Annotated in this window: 16 protein-coding genes; 12 read left to right on the plus strand and 4 right to left on the minus strand. The window is 43.2% G+C overall.

The genetic code is table 11. The annotated features are described in order from the left end of the window. The first annotated feature begins 2 nt into the window (after nt 1-2). The 7 genes from A5883_RS05435 to A5883_RS05470 all read left to right on the plus strand — a co-directional run bounded on the left by A5883_RS05435 (nt 3) and on the right by A5883_RS05470 (nt 8,811). A complete protein-coding gene (locus A5883_RS05435) occupies nt 3-950 on the plus strand; it encodes an ABC transporter permease (protein WP_005236531.1) in 948 nt (315 codons plus the stop codon). A 12-nt stretch (nt 951-962) separates the two neighbouring features. Beyond that, nucleotides 963-1,838 carry a carbohydrate ABC transporter permease gene (locus A5883_RS05440; protein WP_005236529.1) on the plus strand — a complete coding sequence of 292 codons (876 nt, stop codon included), beginning with the start codon at nt 963-965 and terminating at the stop codon, nt 1,836-1,838. 18 nt (nt 1,839-1,856) lie between these two features. Next, a complete protein-coding gene (locus A5883_RS05445) occupies nt 1,857-3,500 on the plus strand; it encodes an ABC transporter (protein ID WP_086338114.1) in 1,644 nt (547 codons plus the stop codon). A 15-nt stretch (nt 3,501-3,515) separates the two neighbouring features. Next, nucleotides 3,516-4,094 carry a hypothetical protein gene (locus A5883_RS05450; RefSeq protein ID WP_086338115.1) on the plus strand — a complete coding sequence of 193 codons (579 nt, stop codon included), beginning with the start codon at nt 3,516-3,518 and terminating at the stop codon, nt 4,092-4,094. Nucleotides 4,095-4,258: 164 nt separating this feature from the next. Then, the gene (locus tag A5883_RS05455) at nt 4,259-5,887 is read left to right on the plus strand and encodes a PTS transporter subunit EIIC (protein WP_086299549.1); all 1,629 of its coding nucleotides are present in this window, start codon (nt 4,259-4,261) and stop codon (nt 5,885-5,887) included. Next, nucleotides 5,887-7,218, plus strand: coding sequence for a 6-phospho-alpha-glucosidase (locus A5883_RS05460; RefSeq protein ID WP_086338716.1), 1,332 nt, complete (start codon nt 5,887-5,889; stop codon nt 7,216-7,218). Before A5883_RS05455 ends, A5883_RS05460 begins: the two co-directional genes overlap by 1 nt. 219 nt (nt 7,219-7,437) lie before the next feature. Beyond that, nucleotides 7,438-8,811 (plus strand): gluconokinase, encoded by a 1,374-nt coding sequence (locus A5883_RS05470; protein WP_008381546.1) that lies wholly within the window; start codon nt 7,438-7,440, stop codon nt 8,809-8,811. A gap of 18 nt (nt 8,812-8,829) precedes the next feature. Here the strand turns inward: A5883_RS05470 and A5883_RS05475 are convergent, their stop codons facing one another. Further along, entirely contained in the window at nt 8,830-9,570 is a 741-nt protein-coding gene (locus A5883_RS05475) for a MurR/RpiR family transcriptional regulator (protein ID WP_008381545.1), read from the minus strand. 150 nt (nt 9,571-9,720) lie between these two features. On the opposite strand from A5883_RS05475, the gene A5883_RS05480 reads away from it, so the two are divergent. From A5883_RS05480 to A5883_RS05500, 5 genes are all read left to right on the plus strand, one after another. Beyond that, a complete protein-coding gene (locus A5883_RS05480) occupies nt 9,721-10,473 on the plus strand; it encodes an IclR family transcriptional regulator (RefSeq protein ID WP_016613298.1) in 753 nt (250 codons plus the stop codon). Between the two features lie 110 nt (nt 10,474-10,583). After that, nucleotides 10,584-11,231, plus strand: coding sequence for a bifunctional 4-hydroxy-2-oxoglutarate aldolase/2-dehydro-3-deoxy-phosphogluconate aldolase (locus tag A5883_RS05485; RefSeq protein ID WP_008381543.1), 648 nt, complete (start codon nt 10,584-10,586; stop codon nt 11,229-11,231). 1 nt (nt 11,232) lies between these two features. After that, nucleotides 11,233-12,231, plus strand: coding sequence for a sugar kinase (locus A5883_RS05490; RefSeq protein WP_008381542.1), 999 nt, complete (start codon nt 11,233-11,235; stop codon nt 12,229-12,231). 12 nt (nt 12,232-12,243) lie between these two features. Next, nucleotides 12,244-13,086 (plus strand): 5-dehydro-4-deoxy-D-glucuronate isomerase, encoded by an 843-nt coding sequence (kduI, locus tag A5883_RS05495; protein WP_008381541.1) that lies wholly within the window; start codon nt 12,244-12,246, stop codon nt 13,084-13,086. A 22-nt stretch (nt 13,087-13,108) separates the two neighbouring features. Next, entirely contained in the window at nt 13,109-13,915 is an 807-nt protein-coding gene (locus A5883_RS05500) for a gluconate 5-dehydrogenase (protein WP_005229917.1), read from the plus strand. 258 nt (nt 13,916-14,173) lie between these two features. Here A5883_RS05500 and A5883_RS05505 read toward each other — a convergent pair whose 3' ends face one another. The 3 genes from A5883_RS05505 to A5883_RS05515 are packed head-to-tail and all read right to left on the minus strand — an operon-like array spanning nt 14,174 to nt 17,776. Then, nucleotides 14,174-14,845, minus strand: a complete 672-nt coding sequence (locus tag A5883_RS05505) for a rhamnogalacturonan acetylesterase (RefSeq protein WP_008381539.1) — start codon at nt 14,843-14,845, stop codon at nt 14,174-14,176. After that, nucleotides 14,820-16,244, minus strand: a complete 1,425-nt coding sequence (gene uxaC, locus A5883_RS05510; protein WP_008381536.1) for a glucuronate isomerase — start codon at nt 16,242-16,244, stop codon at nt 14,820-14,822. Before uxaC ends, A5883_RS05505 begins: the two co-directional genes overlap by 26 nt. A gap of 20 nt (nt 16,245-16,264) precedes the next feature. After that, nucleotides 16,265-17,776: a UxaA family hydrolase gene (locus tag A5883_RS05515; RefSeq protein ID WP_016613301.1), complete on the minus strand. Its 1,512-nt coding sequence runs from the start codon at nt 17,774-17,776 to the stop codon at nt 16,265-16,267. Between the last annotated feature and the right edge of the window lie 6 nt (nt 17,777-17,782).

The following is a 17,782-nucleotide window of genomic DNA, read 5'->3' on the forward strand; positions in this document are numbered from 1 at the left end:
AAATGGAATCAAAAGGTGTCATGCTAAAAGCAACCCCACAGAAAAGGTCATTTTTGCAAAAACTAAAAAGCCAAAGCTTTTATCAAGCGATGGTTTGGCCAGGTATTATCTTGATGATTATTTTTAATTTTATCCCATTGTATGGGATCGTTATCGCGTTTAAAGATTACTCAGTTCTTGATTCGATCGCAAATGCGGAGTGGGTCGGTACTCAATATTTTCAAGAATTTTTTAGTGATTCAATGTTTTGGACGGTGATGAGTAATACATTGGGCATCAGCTTTTTTAAACTACTGATTGGCTTTCCAGCGGCGATTGGTTTAGCGGTATTGATCAATGAAATCGTTCATGTGCGCTTGAAGAAGGTCGTTCAAACGGTGTCTTATTTGCCGCACTTTCTTTCTTGGGTCATCTTAGGTGGCATGTTTATTACGTGGTTGTCTGATACCGGTCTGGTCAATAATTTACTGTTAGGTTTTGGGTTGATCGATGAACCGATCCGCTTCTTGACCGATCCCGAAAAATATTGGGCGATTGCAGTCATTTCCGATATTTGGAAAGAAGTTGGCTGGAATACGATTTTATACATCGCTGCTATGACGGGGATCAATCCAGCTCTTTATGAAGCAGCTAGAATGGATGGCGCCACGAAGTTCCAGCAGATCACGCGGATCACGATTCCTTCGATCCGTCATATTATCGCCTTGACATTTGTTTTGTCAGTGGGTGGGTTATTGGGTTCAAACCTCGATCAGACACTCGTCTTACAAAACCCTGTCAATTATCAGTCCAGTGAAGTCATTAATTCATTTGTCTATAAAATGGGGATCCAACAAGGAGACTTCTCCTATGCGACCGCCGTTGGCCTGTTTGTGTCGGTTGTTTCTTTGATCCTCGTAGTAGGAAGTCATCTTTTGACCAAAAAAATCAGTGATGAATCAGTCTTTTAGAGGAGGAAAAGTATGAAACAAACATTTTCAAAAGATGAGAAGATCTTCAATACCGCCAATGTGATTTTCATGGTATTCTTTTTAGCCATCATTGCGTTGCCATTATGGAATATCGTCGCTTTGTCGTTCAATGATGCAACCGATGCCGCAAGAGGGGGGATCTATTTCTGGCCACGGGAATTTTCACTAGAAAGTTACTACACCGTTTTTGAAGATTCTGCGATCTATAAAGCTTTTGTTATCTCAGTTGCAAAAACAGTGATTGGCGTTGTTTTGCATACGGCATTAACGGCGATGGTCGCCTATGGGATGAGTCGCAGAAACTTAATGGGACGGAAAATCTACATGAACATGGGGATTTTAACGATGTTCGTTTCCGGAGGAATGATCCCAACCTTTCTCTTATTCAAAGAATTAGGATTGTTAAATAATTTTTGGGTTTACATCATTCCTGTCTTATTTTCTTTTTACGATATGGTGATTTTGATGAATTTTTTCCGGAGCATTCCATTTTCGCTGGAAGAATCTGCCATGATGGATGGCGCCAATCCTTTTATTATTTTCGTGAAAATCATTTTGCCATTGTCCCTTCCAGTTTTGGCAACCATTGCATTATTCCACGGCGTCTTTCAGTGGAACGACTACATGACCGCCAATATCTATGTGGATGATCGTAGTTTATATCCTTTACAAATGCTACTATTTCGGATCGTTTCGGAAAATCTATCGCCCGCAGTGGCGACCGGAACCAATGTTGTCAGAAATACAACTTCACAGTCATTGCAATTAGCAACCATGGTGGTAACGACGGTTCCTGTCGTCGTGATCTACCCATTTTTACAAAAGTACTTTATTCAAGGGATGACTCTTGGATCAGTAAAAGAATAGACAAAAGGAGAGAAAAAAATGAAAGCAAGCAAATTATTTTTAGGGATCGGTCTCGTATGTACATCAGTCATGGTATTAGGTGCCTGTGGTAATTCCAGCAGCGAGTCAAAAGGAGCTGCTGAGGTAGAAGATCTGCCAGAAGCTCGCTTTGAAGCAGACAAAGATATACCAAGCTGGCAAAAAGACACCGACCATGAAGCTACCTTAAAATGGTATGTCAATTTTGATTGGTATGCTCAGCCGGGGTGGGGCAAAGACACTGTGACGCGAAAAATCAAAGAAGACATGAATATCAATGTCGAATTTATTTCAGGAAATGACGAGAACCTTAATACGATGCTAGCTGGTGGCGATCTTCCAGATATCATGACCTTCGATAAAAACCTGTCTGCTGCAAATGAAGCGACAAAATTTGCCTTGCCATTGAATCTTTTGGCAGAAAAATATGACCCTTACTTCTTAGAACATGCAGCGAAACCGGAATCTGTTCAATGGTTTACTTTAGAAGATGGCAACATTTATGGATACCCGAGCTTTTCCACGACTGCACAAGATTATGAGGACGGCAATGTAGTGGGAGACCAAGTTTTCATTGTCCGCAAAGATATTTACGAAGCGTTAGGTGAACCCGATATGTCGACGCCAGAAGGATTTTTAGATGCGTTAAAACGGGCAAAAGAAGCATTTCCGACAGCAGATGATGGTGCAGCTCTAGTCCCATTTGCTTCGACTGCACTAGATATTTCCAATGGTGGGGATGGCGCCTATGGTGGTACTTTGCAAGACTTTCTCAGTATCGCACCAAGTGTAGACGGTCAATTCAATGATCGTGACGCTGATGAGGAATACATCACTTGGATCGAGACATTTAGAAAAGCGTACAATGAGGGATACATCAACAATGACCAGTTTTCAGACAATGACAACACGATGAAGGAAAAACTAGGACAAGGGCGTTATTTTGCTTACCTGCATACGAATACGAAGGGACTCAATGAGTTTATGTCCGATAATAATGCCCGTAATCCTGAGCAAACCTATATTGCCGTCGATGGTCCGAAAAATTCGAATGGCGATGATTCCACTTTTACTGGCGGAAATATTGGTGGATGGACACAAACCTTCATCACGACGTCGACAAAAGAACCCCAAAAAGCCATGGAACTTTTGACCTATTTAGCAAGTGAGTATGGCACGATGGTCACTACCTTTGGTATCGAAGGGGAAACATACAATCTTGTGGATGGCGTGGTTGAGTACTCAGAAGAAACAGAAGCGTTACGAAATTCTGATATTGCTCGCTTTGATAAGGAAATTGGTTTAGGTTCTTATTGGTTTGTTGGCAATGACAATTACGCCATTCAAATGGGACAAAAACCAGCAACATCGATTCGGCAGATGGTGGAATGGTCGCAAGACAAATTGGCGCCGCGTTTTGAGATCGAAGACATTGATCCTCGCACCGGTTCTGAAGCAAGAAACCTCACTTCCATCAACACAGCAAGAGTGCAAGCGTTGGTCAACTTTATTCAGGCAGACTCGGAAGAAACGGGACGTCAGATTTGGGAAGATTACTTACAAGAACGAGAAAATAATGGTTGGTCAGCAATCGTTGATTATCGAAATGAGAAAATCGCTGAAAATATTGAAAAATTAAACTAAAGGTGTGTGAGTGTGATGTTTGCTTTAGAGAGTCGTTTTTATCGTCTTTGCGAAATCGTTTTTCGTATGCTGGTATTGAATCTCTTGTTTTTAGTGGTATCGTTTCCGATCATCACGTTTCCAGCCGCTTTGCGAGCAGTGGTCGATGCTTACGAACATCCTGAAGCAAAACTGCTAAAACCCTTTTTGAAAAATAGCAAAAGCGCGTTATTGAAGACTCTGCCACTAGGGGTCTTCAATCTCTTCTCATTTTTATGCGGACTCAGCTTGTGGCGTTCTGCTACTTTGACGAATTCATTGTTTTTCTCTTTTTTGACCATCATTTTTCTTACTTTTTTGTTGTCCTACAACATTAACCTGTATGTGATGCAATCAAAAATACAAGATCGGCAAAACCTGTTTGACCTTTTTCGTAGTAGTTTTTTCTTTACGATGATGCACTACCATAAAGGGATCGGAATCTTAGTCCTAGCAGCGATCGGCTATTTCTTCACATGGCAATCAGCACCAGGTATCTTCTATCTGTTTTGTCTGTCTGGGCCCTTGTATTTCTATCAAAAAGTGTTGCATCTAAACAGAGTGGATCAATCTTGATTCACTCTTTTTTTGTTGCTTGTAATCGCCACTAGCAAGGAAGTAAACAGGATGAAACACATTCCAATCTTTGAAACGCATTGAATTGAAAACGTTTGCTATTCTATTAGTAACAAATGTTTCCTATAATGAACCTACAAATCAATTACAAAGGAGTTTCCTCAATGAAAGAAAAAGTGATGGATGCGATGCAGAAATTCTCCAAGGCAATGTTTGTGCCCGTCTTGATTTTGCCGATCGCAGGGATATTGATTGCCGTTGGGAATGTGTTTACAAATGTCCGCTTGCTTGAGCAGTTTCCCTTTTTGGATAATCCGATAACCACCGGTTTTGGTAGTATCTTGTCCGCTTCCTTATTACCGATTTTAACCAATTTGGGCATTATTTTTTGTGTCGGGATTGCTCTAGGGTTAGCTAATAAGAAAAAAGCTGAAGCGGGATTTACCGCGTTGTTAGGTTATTTCGTCTTCTTGAATGCCATGAATAAATTCATGGAACTTCGGGGGATGTTGGTTCCAGCCGATGCCCTTCAAGGTTCAGGACAAGCGATCGTTTTAGGAATCCAAGTGTTGGATATGGGGGTCTTTCTGGGTATCATTTTAGGGATCGTCGTAGCATTGATCCATAATCGTTTTATCGATACGACCTTTAACAACGCCTTTCAAGTTTATGGCGGCGCGCGCTTCGTCTTTATTGTCTTGATTCCGGTCGTCGTGTTATTAGCCATCGTTTTCACGTTTATATGGCCAGTAATACAAACTGGCATCGACGGTTTAGGCGGCATCATTCAACAAACGGGCAACTTTGGCATCTTCTTGTACGGTATGTTGGAACGCTTATTGATTCCAACTGGCTTGCATCACTTGATCTACACGCCGTTTTTGTATACCTCATTAGGCGGTGTCGCAGAAGTTGGCGGTCAAGTCTTTGAAGGGGCACGAAACATTTATTTTGCGGAAATTGCTGACCCAGCAGTCCGCGTATTATCGCAAAGTGTCATTTGGGACGCTCGTGGGATCTCAAAAATGTTTGGACTGATCGGTGCCTGTTTGGCGATGTATCAAACGGCAAAACCAGAAAATAAAGTCAAAGTCAAAGCCATTTTGATTCCAGCTGTCGTCACTTCCTTTATTGCAGGTGTGACTGAACCAATCGAATTTTCTTTTATGTTCGTGGCACCTGTTTTGTTCGTCATTCATTCTGCACTTAGCGGCTTGAGCATGGTGGCGTTAAATCTCTTTGGTTCTCGCGCCATCGGACCGAATGGCTTCATCGACTTTCTTTTGTACAACTTGCCCTTAGGGATCGAGAAAACTCGCTGGCCAGTGTACTTGATCGTCGGAGTCGTCTTCTTCTTTCTTTATTACTTCTTGTTCCGCTTTTTGATCACGAAACTGAATTTGAAAACGGTCGGGCGTGAAGAAGATGGGACAGAGACCAAACTGTATTCGAAGAAAGAGTACAAAGAAAAACAACTTGCTGGAGCAGGTGTCGGGGTCATGGCGAGTGACCAAGCCGCCACTAGTCCGACTGGTGAAACAAGTATCTCAGCAATCATCACTAAAGCGCTAGGTGGCGATGACAATATCAAAACCATCGACAACTGCTATACCCGCTTACGTTTAAAACTAAAGGATCCTGAACTCGTGGATGAAGCGCTACTAAAAGACGAAACACAAGCCAAAGGCGTGATCAAAAATGGTGAAAATGTCCATGTCGTTTACGGGTTGACTGTGCCGAAAGTGCGGGAAGAATTAGAAAATTATCTTGGAAGAGAAGGAGAGATTGAATGATGAAAAATTTTTCAGTAGTGATCGCAGGGGGCGGCAGTACCTTTACCCCGGGAATCGTTATGATGCTGCTTGATAATCAAGAACGCTTTCCTTTAAGAAAGCTGAAACTATACGACAATGATGAAGCACGCCAAGCGATCCTCGGTGAAGCCCTAGCGATCTTATTAAAAGAACAAGCACCGCAAATCGAATTTTCATTTACGACGGATCCTGAGGAAGCCTTCAGCGATGTCGATTTCTGTATGGCGCATATCCGAGTAGGAAAGTATGATATGCGGGAAAAAGATGAAAAAGTTCCCTTGCGTCATGGCGTCTTTGGTCAAGAAACCTGTGGTCCAGGAGGGATCGCTTATGGGATGCGCAGCATCACTGGTATGCTGGAGATCATTGATTACATGGAAAAGTATTCCCCCGATTGTTGGATGCTGAATTATTCCAATCCGGCTGCAATCGTAGCTGAAGCATGTCGAGTCTTGCGTCCTAAATCAAAAGTTCTGAATATCTGTGACATGCCCGTGGGCACGTTGCGTCGCATGTCGCAAATCATTGGCAAACAGCCAGAGGAGTTAGAAGTTCGCTACTTTGGCTTGAATCATTTTGGCTGGTGGACTAGTGTCAAAGACAAAGAAGGCACGGAGTACATTCAAACCATACGTGACTATGTTGCAGAACATGGCTATTTGACGCAGATCGAAGTGGATACCCAACATACAGACCCAAGTTGGCAAGACACCCACAAAAAAGCCAAAGACCTCTTGGCTCTCACACCAGAATATCTGCCAAATACGTACTTGAAGTATTATTTATACCCAGATTACGTCTACGAACACATGAAAGAACACCCAGAGTATACGCGTTCCAATGAAGTGATGGAAGGACGGGAAAGACGAGTGTTCGATCATGCCAAAAAGATCACTGCACAAGGATCTGCTGAAGGGATCGCTTTTGAGATTGATGCCCATGCAACCTTTATCGTTGATTTGGCACGCGCCATCGCTTTTAATACTCATGAGCGAATGGTCATGATTGTGGAAAACAACGGCGCGATTGCGAACTTCCCGGATGATGCCATGGTGGAAGTGCCATGTATCGTCGGTTCTGATGGACCAGAAGCCCTCGCTCAAGGAAAAATTCCTGCCTTCCAACAAGCGCTCATGTTCCAACAGGTGACTGTGGAAAAATTAGTGGTCGAAGCATATGTGGAAAAGAGCTATCAAAAAATGTGGCAAGCGTTAAGCCTTTCCAAAACGATTCCTAGCGCAAAAGTAGCCAAAGAGTTACTCGATGATTTGGTCTCGGAAAATGGTGATTACTGGCCAGGATTGTCTTGATTTGTTTCACATTTGCGAAACATTCGCTAGTTGGATAACGAAAGAGGAAGATTCTCCAAGAATCTTTCTTTTTTTTGATTTTTGCTGTGGAAGAATACTTCTCTGAAGAAAATCATCACTAAACGTCTTCTCAACAAAACGATCAGACAGGTATGCTAGAATATGCCACTAACTATGGTAGAATAAAGCTAATTGAATCAGATGAGAGGGAGCAATGCGATGTTTTTAGGGATTGATATCGGCACAACAGCCATAAAATTTGGGGTCATTGAAGATCGGAAAATCATTTACTCACAGTCATTACCAATCAAAACCCATAGCCACGGGTTAAAACAGACCCAATCAGCGACCCAGATCAGTAGCCAATTAATCAGTGGTGTCACAACGATTCCCGCTCAATTAAAAGCGGCAATCACAGTGATCGGGTTCAGTACCGCCATGCACAGTTTGATGCCAGTGGCTGGTGAGACAGCAGAAGAGATTTACATTTGGTCAGACAATCAAGCGAATCAAACGATGACGGCCTTTCGTCAAACGGATCTGGCAGCAACGTTTTATGAAGAGACAGGGACACCGATCCATGCGATGTCTCCCTTTGCGAAACTGGCTTATTTTCAAACAAGTGGTTCATATTCCAAAGAGACGAAATGGTTAGGCTTAAAAGAACTAGCAATGGCGTTGTTTACTGGACAAGCACGGATCGATTATAGTACCGCATCAGCGACCGGTCTTTTTTCTTTGAAAGAAAAGCAATGGAGTCAAAAGATTCTCAACTATTTATCCCTTTCAAAAGCCCAATTAGCGCCTTTATGTGCACCGACTGATCGTTTTTTGATTACCAAGGAGATGGCGCAGCGGTGTGGCTTGAAGCCTGAGGTAGAAGTGATGTGTGGGGCTAGCGATGGGTGTTTGGCAGCATATGCTGGCTATATTTCTACAGGGATCCGCAACAGCTTGACGATCGGAACCAGTGCGGCGGTTCGTAAAGTAAGTGAGACCACGGTCTTTGATCGCCAAAAACAAAATTTTTGCTACTATCTGCAAGAAGACCTCTATGTCGTAGGGGCACCTTCGAATAATGGCGGTTGTGTGCTTGCTTGGGCAAAAGAGACCTTATCAGAAGATCCTGATGGGTTTTATCATTATCTGCCGCAAGTCATGGAGGAATCACCGATCGGCAGCAACGGTTTACGTTTTTTCCCCTATTTAAATGGCGAGCGGGCACCCTTTTGGACGAATGAAATCACAGGTGGCTTTTCTGGCTTGACCCTGAAACACAATCGCTCAGATATGTTACGGGCAGTCCTCGAAGGCATGCTGATGAACATCGATTTATTAAAGCAAATGGCGCAGTTGGAAGGGGCAGTCACTGTAAGTGGTGGTTTCTTTCAAACAAAACTATTAGGTCAAATGACCGCGGATGTGTTGGGGCTAACCTGTTATCTTTCCGATGAAAATGAACCGATATTCGGCTTGTATGATTTGTACAAAAGCTCTGTTGTGCGGCAAGATCAGCCAGATGAAAAATTTGTTCCTGATCTGCAGAACCACGCGCTTTATCAAGAACTGGCAAAAACGTATTTTCATGCATAAGCAAAAACCAGCAATCCACTAGGGTTGCTGGTTTTCTTTTTCAACACACGTGAAAGCGTCAACGATATATTCCATCAATAAGAGCAGTTTGCCAAAGAAACTGGTGTACTGGATGTTTTGGGTGTCGTAGGGACGTTCATCTGTCACTTCAAAGGAAAAGGTCGCTAGTTGATTGGCGCGATGCTCACCGTTACCACAAAACAAAACAGTTGGTATGTGATGTTCATTGGCTAATGCCATCTTTTCCAGCACTTTTTGTGTTTCGCCAGATTTAGAAATGGTGATCAACATACTGATGTTCTCAATGTTGTTACTAATGATCCCACCTGAGTCAGAAGCACTGACTAATAAGGTTTTGATGCCGTTGACAAGCATTTTTTTGTGGAGGTATTCTGCCACGATCCCCGAAAAACCTGTGGCATAAATCGTAATAAACTTGTTCTTGTTTTGTCCATAGATTTCTTTGATCGCTTCGATCGTATCTGCAATACTGGCAGCGTCAATTTGGTAATCGATGGCGGCTTCAGTGATCGTCTGATTTTTCAAGCGATTCTTTAAGAAGTAAAGCAGCTCTAGATAGCCAGAAAAACCTAGTTTTTGCGCAAGCCGCACGATGGTTGCTGGGGAAGTGTAGATCGTTTTAGCGATTTCTCTTAAGGGCAGTCCATCGATCGCAGCGGTATTTGCAAGCAAATAATCAAGAATTTGCAGCTCATTGTCAGTCAATTTTTTTCCTTTGATCAATACATTTAAGTCCATTGTTCGGCACTCCTTTGTCTTGCCTTCATCATACAATGAATAACGACAGAAAGTAAAATAGGAATCGCGTCATGCTTTTATAGAGGAAAAAGATTGTGCATTTCCTAAAAAGATATTATAATTTCTTATATAGAAAATAGAGGTGGAGAAATGATGACACAAAAACCATATGGAACCGTACTACTAAAAGCAGCAACCATTTTAGATTACCTCGCAGAAGCGCCAAGTAAACCATTGCAAGAAATTTCAGAAGCAACGAAACTGACCCCATCCACAGCTTTGAAAATATTGGAAACGCTACAAATGATCGGCTATGTCAAACGCGACAAAGAGAAGAATTATCGCTTAGGGTCTAAGCTGATCAAGTATGCGAATCAAAACATTCAAGAGCTTGATTTAGTGGAAATCAGCTTGCCATACTTGGAAGCATTGCAGAAAACGGCGGATGAAACGATCCACTTAGGGGTCTTGACCGCCAATGAGATTCTTTATGTCAATAAATTGGAGCCTCAGAATCAAACGATCCGCATGTCTTCAAAAGTAGGAATCACAAGACCGTTGTATAGCTCTGCCATGGGGAAAGCCGTTTTAGCGGAGTTTGATGCCCCTCAAGTAGAGGAGTACTTGGCAGCAACGCCTTTAACCGCTTATACCGAAAATACCATTACAAATCAGTTGAAGTTGAAGAAAGAATTGGAACAGGCAAAAGCGAACCAAGTAGCCTTTGATGATGAAGAAATGGAACAAGAAATCTATTGCATCGGCGCCTCACTGACAAAAGATCAGGAGATCGTTGGGGCGTTTTCTATCAGCCTACCGAAATACCGCTTGACCCCAAAATACAAAACGACATTGATCGATGCGATTATTGCGACAAAACAACAAATTGAGCAAGCGTTGTAAACTTTTTAATGGAAAGCCCTTGCAAATAAAAACGAGAACGGTATAATGAACGTGTAAGTTTCTTTATAATAAATACCATTTTCCAAATAGGAAATAAGTGGAGGGTCTTAATGAAAAAAGTAGCGAATTTAATGAAACTAAAGGAAAGCGGTGTGATCGCTGTTGTACGTGGCGCTTCAAAAGAAGAAGCACTACAAGCAAGTAAAGCGATCGTTGCAGGGGGGATCACCGGCATTGAGTTGACTTTTACAGTGCCTCAAGCGGCGGATGTAATCGCTGAATTAGTAGCAATCTTCAAAGAGAATCCAGAGGTAGTTGTTGGTGCGGGGACCGTTCTTGATGCAGTGACCGCCCGCTTAGCGATCATGGCAGGAGCAGAATATGTCGTCAGCCCAACCTTTGATCAAGAAACGGCTGAATTATGTAATTTATATCAAATCCCGTATCTGCCTGGTTGCATGACCATTTCAGAAATGAAGGACGCCTTAAAAGCAGGCGCAGATATCATTAAACTATTCCCGGGTAGTGCGTATGGACCAAGTATCATCTCGGCCTTCAAAGCGCCATTGCCACAATTAAACATTATGCCGACCGGTGGTGTCAGCTTAGACAACATGCAAGAATGGTTTGCAGCGGGTGTTGTAGCCGTTGGTGTAGGGGGGAATTTGTTAGCGCCAGCAGCAAGTGGGGATTTTGACAAAGTAACAGAAGTAGCGAAACAATATGCGGCAAAATTAAAAGAGATTCGAGGAAAGTAAGATGGCAAACATTCTGACACTAGGAGAAATCATGTTGCGTCTATCGACAACGTTAGGCGAACGAATCGCCCATAGTTCGATGTTTGCTGCCCATTATGGCGGTGGAGAAGCCAATGTTGCGATCTCCTTAGCGAATTTTGGTCATCGCGTTTCTTTTGCTAGTAAAGTGCCTGAGAATGCTTTAGGAGATGCCGTTTTTCATCATTTACGAAGCTATGGCGTCGATTGTCGCCACGTGCTTCGTGGCGGTTCCCGACTAGGTACTTACTATATTGAAACCGGTATCGGGGAACGAGCAGCGCGAGTGGTTTATGATCGCGCAGGCTCTAGCTTTGCTCAAATGAAAGAAAATGAGTGGCAATCTGACCTTTTTGATGGGGTTGATATTGTTCACCTTTCAGGGATCACGCCCGCTCTTTCAACGACTTGGAAGACACTTTTGCTGACGTTGATCAAAGAAGCGAAAGCAGCTGGTTGTAAAATCAGTTTCGATATCAATTATCGTGGAAAGCTGTGGACGACCGCTGAAGCACGCGTCTTTTTGCAAGAAGTGCTCCCCTATGTCGATTATTGCTCGGCAGGACAGTTAGATGCCCAAGTCTTTATGGATGTATCAGCTCCAACAGAGGAAGTCGAAGATGACTACTATTATCAAGAAATGCATCGGAAATACCCAAATATCCAGCTCTTTTATTCAACTAGTCGTCAGGTGCTCTCAGCAAGTCACAATCAATTGACAGGAAGCCTATGGCATAACGGCAATTATGTCGTTTCTGCTACCCATGAGATCAATCCAATCGTTGATCGCGTCGGAGGCGGCGATGCCTTTTCAGCTGGTATCCTACATGGTGTTGTCACGAAGAAACAAGACCAAGAAATCGTTGATTTTGCCACAGCCGCATCTGCTTTGAAACATACGATCCATGGCGACTGTAATCAGTTTAGCGCCAATGAGATACAAGAATTTATTGCAACAGGTTCAGGAAAAATTATTCGATAGGAGGAATAAAACATGCAACACATGGAAACACGCTATACCCATAGTCCACTTGATATTCGTCACTATAGTACCGAGGAATTACGCAGAGAATTTTTGGTAGAAAAAATTTTCACACCAGGACAAATCATGCTGACCTATACCCACAATGATCGGATGATCTTTGGCGGAGTGACACCGACAGAAGAAGCGTTAGAAGTGCAATTAAGCAGCGAATTAGGGGTGGAATACTTCTTAGAACGTCGCGAATTAGGCGTCATCAATATTGGAGGACCTGGTGCGATCACGATCGATGGCCAAAAAGAACCAATGAAAAAACAAGACGGCTACTATATCGGCAAGGAAACCAAACAAGTCTTGTTCCACTCAGATGATCCAGCAAATCCAGCGAAATTCTATCTATCTTGCGTGCCAGCACATAAGAAATACCCAAATGTAAAAATCAGTATTGATCAAGTCACACCAATGGAGACTGGCGAAGGCTTGACATTAAATGAACGGAAAATTTATCAATATATTCACCCAAACGTTTGCGAAAGCTGTCAATTACAAATGGGGTATACGATCTTAGAACCAGGCAGTGCTTGGAATACGATGCCAAGTCATACCCATGAACGTCGGATGGAAGCATATGTGTATTTTGATTTTGCCAACGAAGACACAAAAGTGTTCCATATGATGGGCAAACCAGATGAAACGAAGCATTTAGTCGTTAGTGGAGAACAAGCCGTTATTTCTCCAAGCTGGTCGATCCATTCGGGTGTTGGAACAAGTAACTACTCCTTTATCTGGGCAATGTGTGGCGAAAATATCACCTATACCGACATGGATATGGTGGCAATGGACGACTTAAAATAAAAAGAAAGAGGGTTTATCAATTATGGATTTTTCAATGGATCAATTTCGTTTAGATGGTAAGATCGCATTAGTGACAGGCGCTGTCTATGGGATCGGTTTTACGATCGCTCGGTCACTAGCAGCAGCAGGAGCAACGATCGTTTTTAACAACTTGGATCAAGAATCAGTGGATAAAGGATTAGCAAACTATCGTGAAGCAGGGATCGAAGCCCACGGTTATGTCTGCGATGTAACGGATGAAAAAGCAGTCAACGAAATGGTCAAGCAGATTGAAGAAGAAGTTGGCGTGATCGATATCTTAGTCAATAATGCTGGGATCATCAAACGAATCCCGATGTTGGAGATGTCTGCTGAAGACTTCCGCCAAGTCGTTGACGTGGACTTGAACGCTCCATTTATCGTTTCAAAAGCAGTCTTACCGTCAATGATCAAAAAAGGACATGGAAAAATCATCAACATTTGCTCAATGATGAGTGAATTGGGAAGAGAAACGGTAGCTGGATACGCAGCGGCTAAAGGCGGCTTGAAAATGTTGACGAAAAACATTTGTGCCGAATTTGGTTCAGCAAACATCCAATGTAATGGGATCGGACCTGGTTATATTGCAACACCGCAAACTGCACCATTACGAGAGATCCAACCAGACGGTTCTCGTCACCCCTTTGATCAATTTATCGTAGCGAAAACACCTGCTGCCCGTTGGGGTGAGCCAGAAGATTTAGCAGGACCAACTGTTTTCTTAGCTTCTGAGGCATCAAACTTTGTCAATGGCCATGTCTTATATGTAGATGGCGGTATCTTGGCGTATATCGGGAAACAACCTGAATAAAACAATCAGTAGTAAGGATGGGGACGATTGCAATCGTTCCCATTTTTATGGTGCAACACCTAATAAATGCAGGGCTTTAAAAGGTAGCTTGGCGATAAATGGGTTGAAGCAAAGCAATTGCAAACAAATCTTTTAAAAAGAAGGAAAAGCAAAACGCTGTGAAGGAAAATGTTCTTCGCAGCGTTTTGCTTGAGTTGCTCTTTTTAAAATCAGGTAGCGTATTTATGTTAGGGGAAGATTAAACACGAACAATGAGTTTCAATCTAACAAAACTTGTTGTGCAAGCGGTAATGGAGAATTTTTCAAACATTCTGCAACTAATTTGGCAACGGCTGTAGCACCCTGGTCATTTAAATGCGTGTTATCCGTAATGCCGGCTGGATAATTGGGGTGCTGATTTTTTTCTAAATGAAGAAAATAGGTTTTCGCCTGTTGTGGTTCCAGCGCTGAAAAGAACCGTTGTGTTGCGGCAAAAAGATCCAGACAGACCACATCCAAGGAGGTAGCCAAAGCACGCATTGCTTCTGGGTAAGGACCGACTGCCAAAGGATCAAGTTGTTGTTGGTCCACGTAATGCAAACGAGTGATCGAGGTCAATAGGATCGGTGTCGCTTGCTGCTGGCGTGCCGTTTGCACGTAGGTTGCTAAATTATGCTGATATTCAACAGGTGTCGTGCCGCGACTATCTGTTTTTTGATCATTGTGTCCAAATTGAATCAAGAGATAATCACCAGCATGTAGTTCTTTTTCTGCCTGCAACAAGCGTCCTTCTTCAATGAAGCTCTTGGAGGAACGCCCATTTTTTGCCAAGTTGACGATTTGATGCTGGGGTAGATACCGTGAGATTTTTTCTCCCCAGCCCGTTTCTGGACGAGCGCTAGGCTCTTTGATCGATGCGGTGGAATCACCGACGATGACGATTTTTTCCATTGTCTTTCTCCTGAAATTTGAAGTAGTTTTTGGCGTTTTGATAACAGACATTTTCTACTAATGGTTTTAGCTGACGAAGATCAGCAGGTGCTTCACCACGTACAACGATCTCAGCAAGCCATTCACAAAAGACGCGTCGGAAATATTCATGACGGGTGTAAGACAGAAAGCTTCTTGAATCCGTCAGCATGCCGACAAAGTTAAAGATCACACTGCCGTCTGCGAATTTCGTCAATTGGTGACGCATGCCTGCGCGGGTGTCGTTATACCACCAACCAGATCCTAACTGCAATTTATTATTGCCTTCTTGCTGGAAGCACCCCATCAAAGCGACGAGTGCATCATAGTCATTGGGATTTAAGGAGTAGAGAATCGTTTGAGGCAAATGGTCTTGCGCATCAGCAGCGTTCAATAATTTCTGCAAGTTTTGAGTCAGTGGTTGATCATTGATGCCATCGTAGCCAGTATCTGGTCCCAAGCGCTCAAACATTCGTTGGTTGCAGTTACGGTACGCATGGACATGCAGTTGCATCGTCCAACCATGTTCGTGATACAGCTGCATCAGTTCAACTAGAACATTGGTTTTGAAGAACGAGACTTCTTTTTCCTCCAAAGATTCTCCAGCTAATGCTTTGGCAAAAATTGCTTCAAGGGATAACTGTTCGTCTGTAGCATACACTAAAGTATCCAGCGCATGGTCAGACAAGCGGCAGTGATGCTGGTGAAAATAGCTTACACGGTCCCGCAAGGCTGTCAAGAAAGCATCGTAGGTAGTGATCGCGTTTTCGACACTCTTTTCGAGTTTGGTAACATAGGTAAGAAAATTCGGATGGTCGATTTGTAACGCTTTGTCAGGTCGAAAGGTCGGCAAGACCCGAAAACGTTGCTCTGTTTGGCTTAATTGGTGATGATAGTGAAGATCATCGACTGGATCATCTGTGGTGCAAACGATCTCGACTTTACTGCGAGCAATCAAAGCTCTTCGGGTAAAGTCTTTTTGCTGCAATTTTTCGTTGCATAGCCTCCACAAAGTTTCGGCATTTTCTTCAGTAACGGGAAGATCGATCGCAAAAAATCGCTTTAACTCTAAATGGGTCCAACTGTAAAGGGGATTTCCCACCAATTTTGGCACTGTTTGACACCATGCCAAAAATTTTTCATAATCACTGGCATTGCCCGTAATCGCTTCTTCGGGTACGCCACAAGCGCGCATCAATCGCCACTTGTAATGATCGCCACTTAGCCATGCCTCGGTGATAGTTTTAAAGGGCCGATCCTCATAGATTTCTTTCGGGTCTAAGTGGCAGTGGTAATCAATGATCGGCAGATCTTTGGCATATTCATGGTAAAGGGTTTGAGCAATTTCATTTGGCAGTAAATAGTTTTCATTTAAAAACATGTCGAACCTCTTTTCTTTGGTTATAGTGTCACACCATTTTTAAAGATGGCGATCTCACGAACGTTGTTGGCTTCATTACGAGTCGGTTTTCCACTGGCAGTATCGATGATCGCTTGAATAAAGTCTTCCAGCACGACCTCCATCGGCTCTTCCAACAAGCGACCAGCGTTGAAATCCATCCAGTGGGGTTTCTTATGATAAATCTCTTGATTCGTGGCAACTTTCATGGTCGGCACATAGGCACCAAATGGCGTGCCCCGACCAGTGGTAAATAAGACGAGTTGGCAATCGGCAGAAGCCAGTGCAGAAGCGGCAACAAGGTCGTTTCCAGGACCTTCCAGCAGGCTCAAGCCTGGCTTTCGGAGTTTCTCCCCATATTTTAAGACATCGACCACAGCGGAAGTCCCAGATTTTTGGGTACAGCCTAATGACTTATCTTCTAGCGTAGTGATACCGCCTGCCTTATTGCCAGGAGAAGGATTTTCATAGACTGGTTCACCGTAAGCAAGAAAATAATCTTTAAAGTCGTTGATTAGATGGAGGATTTTTTCAAAGGTTGCTTCATCTTGTGCACGCGCCATCAAGACTTGTTCAGCGCCAAACATTTCGGGTACTTCCGTCAAGACCGTGCTGCCACCTTGTGAAACTAAAAAGTCAGAAAATGCCCCTAACAAAGGGTTGGCGGTGATCCCAGAAAACCCGTCAGAACCCCCACATTTTAACCCGATCTTTAGCTCACTCAAGGGAACGGCTTCTCGTTGATCCTCTTTTGCTGCTTCCAGTAATTCTTCTAATAAGCTTTCGCCGACCGCAATTTCATCGTCACTTTCCTGTGCCACCATAAATTTGACGCGCTTTGGATCGTAGTCACCCAGGTTTTTCTTAAACTCGGGAACGGTGTTGTTCTCACAACCTAAGCCAAAGACCAAGACGCCACCGGCATTTGGATGATGCACCGCATCAATTAAAATTTGACGGGTGTTTTGATGATCTTGGCCTAACTGGGAGCAGCCGTAGGGATGTTTAAGGATCGTAATATGATCAAAGGTGCCAAGATCTGGATGATTCTTCTTGAAGTTTTCAACAATGATCTCAGCGATACCATTGATACAACCAACTGTTGGCACGATCAGTAAATCATTACGAATTCCAACTTTGCCGTTTGCTCGACGGTACCCTTGGAACGTCGCAGCCCTTTTTGGATAACGGACGGGATGCAAATCGGGGGCATAGGTGTATGCTAAGGTACCAGAAAGGTTGGTTTTGACATTGTGGGTATGCAACCATTGGCCAGTTTTCACGTCAGCTAAGAGATGTCCAATGGGATAGCCATATTTGATCACGTCTTGTGATTGTGCTAGATCTTTGAGGGCGATTTTGTGTCCTTGTGGAATATCCTCAAAAAGGGTGATCGTTTGGTCTTCAAATGAAAGGGTCGTTTTAGCAGCTAGTGGTTTTAATGCGACTGCGACATTATCATTAGGGTGCAATTTCAATAGTTGCGCGGGTGTTTCTGTTAATGTGCTGGACATAAAGAT

Source organism: Enterococcus sp. 5B3_DIV0040 (genome assembly GCF_002140755.1).
Taxonomy (GTDB): Bacteria; Bacillota; Bacilli; order Lactobacillales; family Enterococcaceae; genus Enterococcus_D; species Enterococcus_D casseliflavus.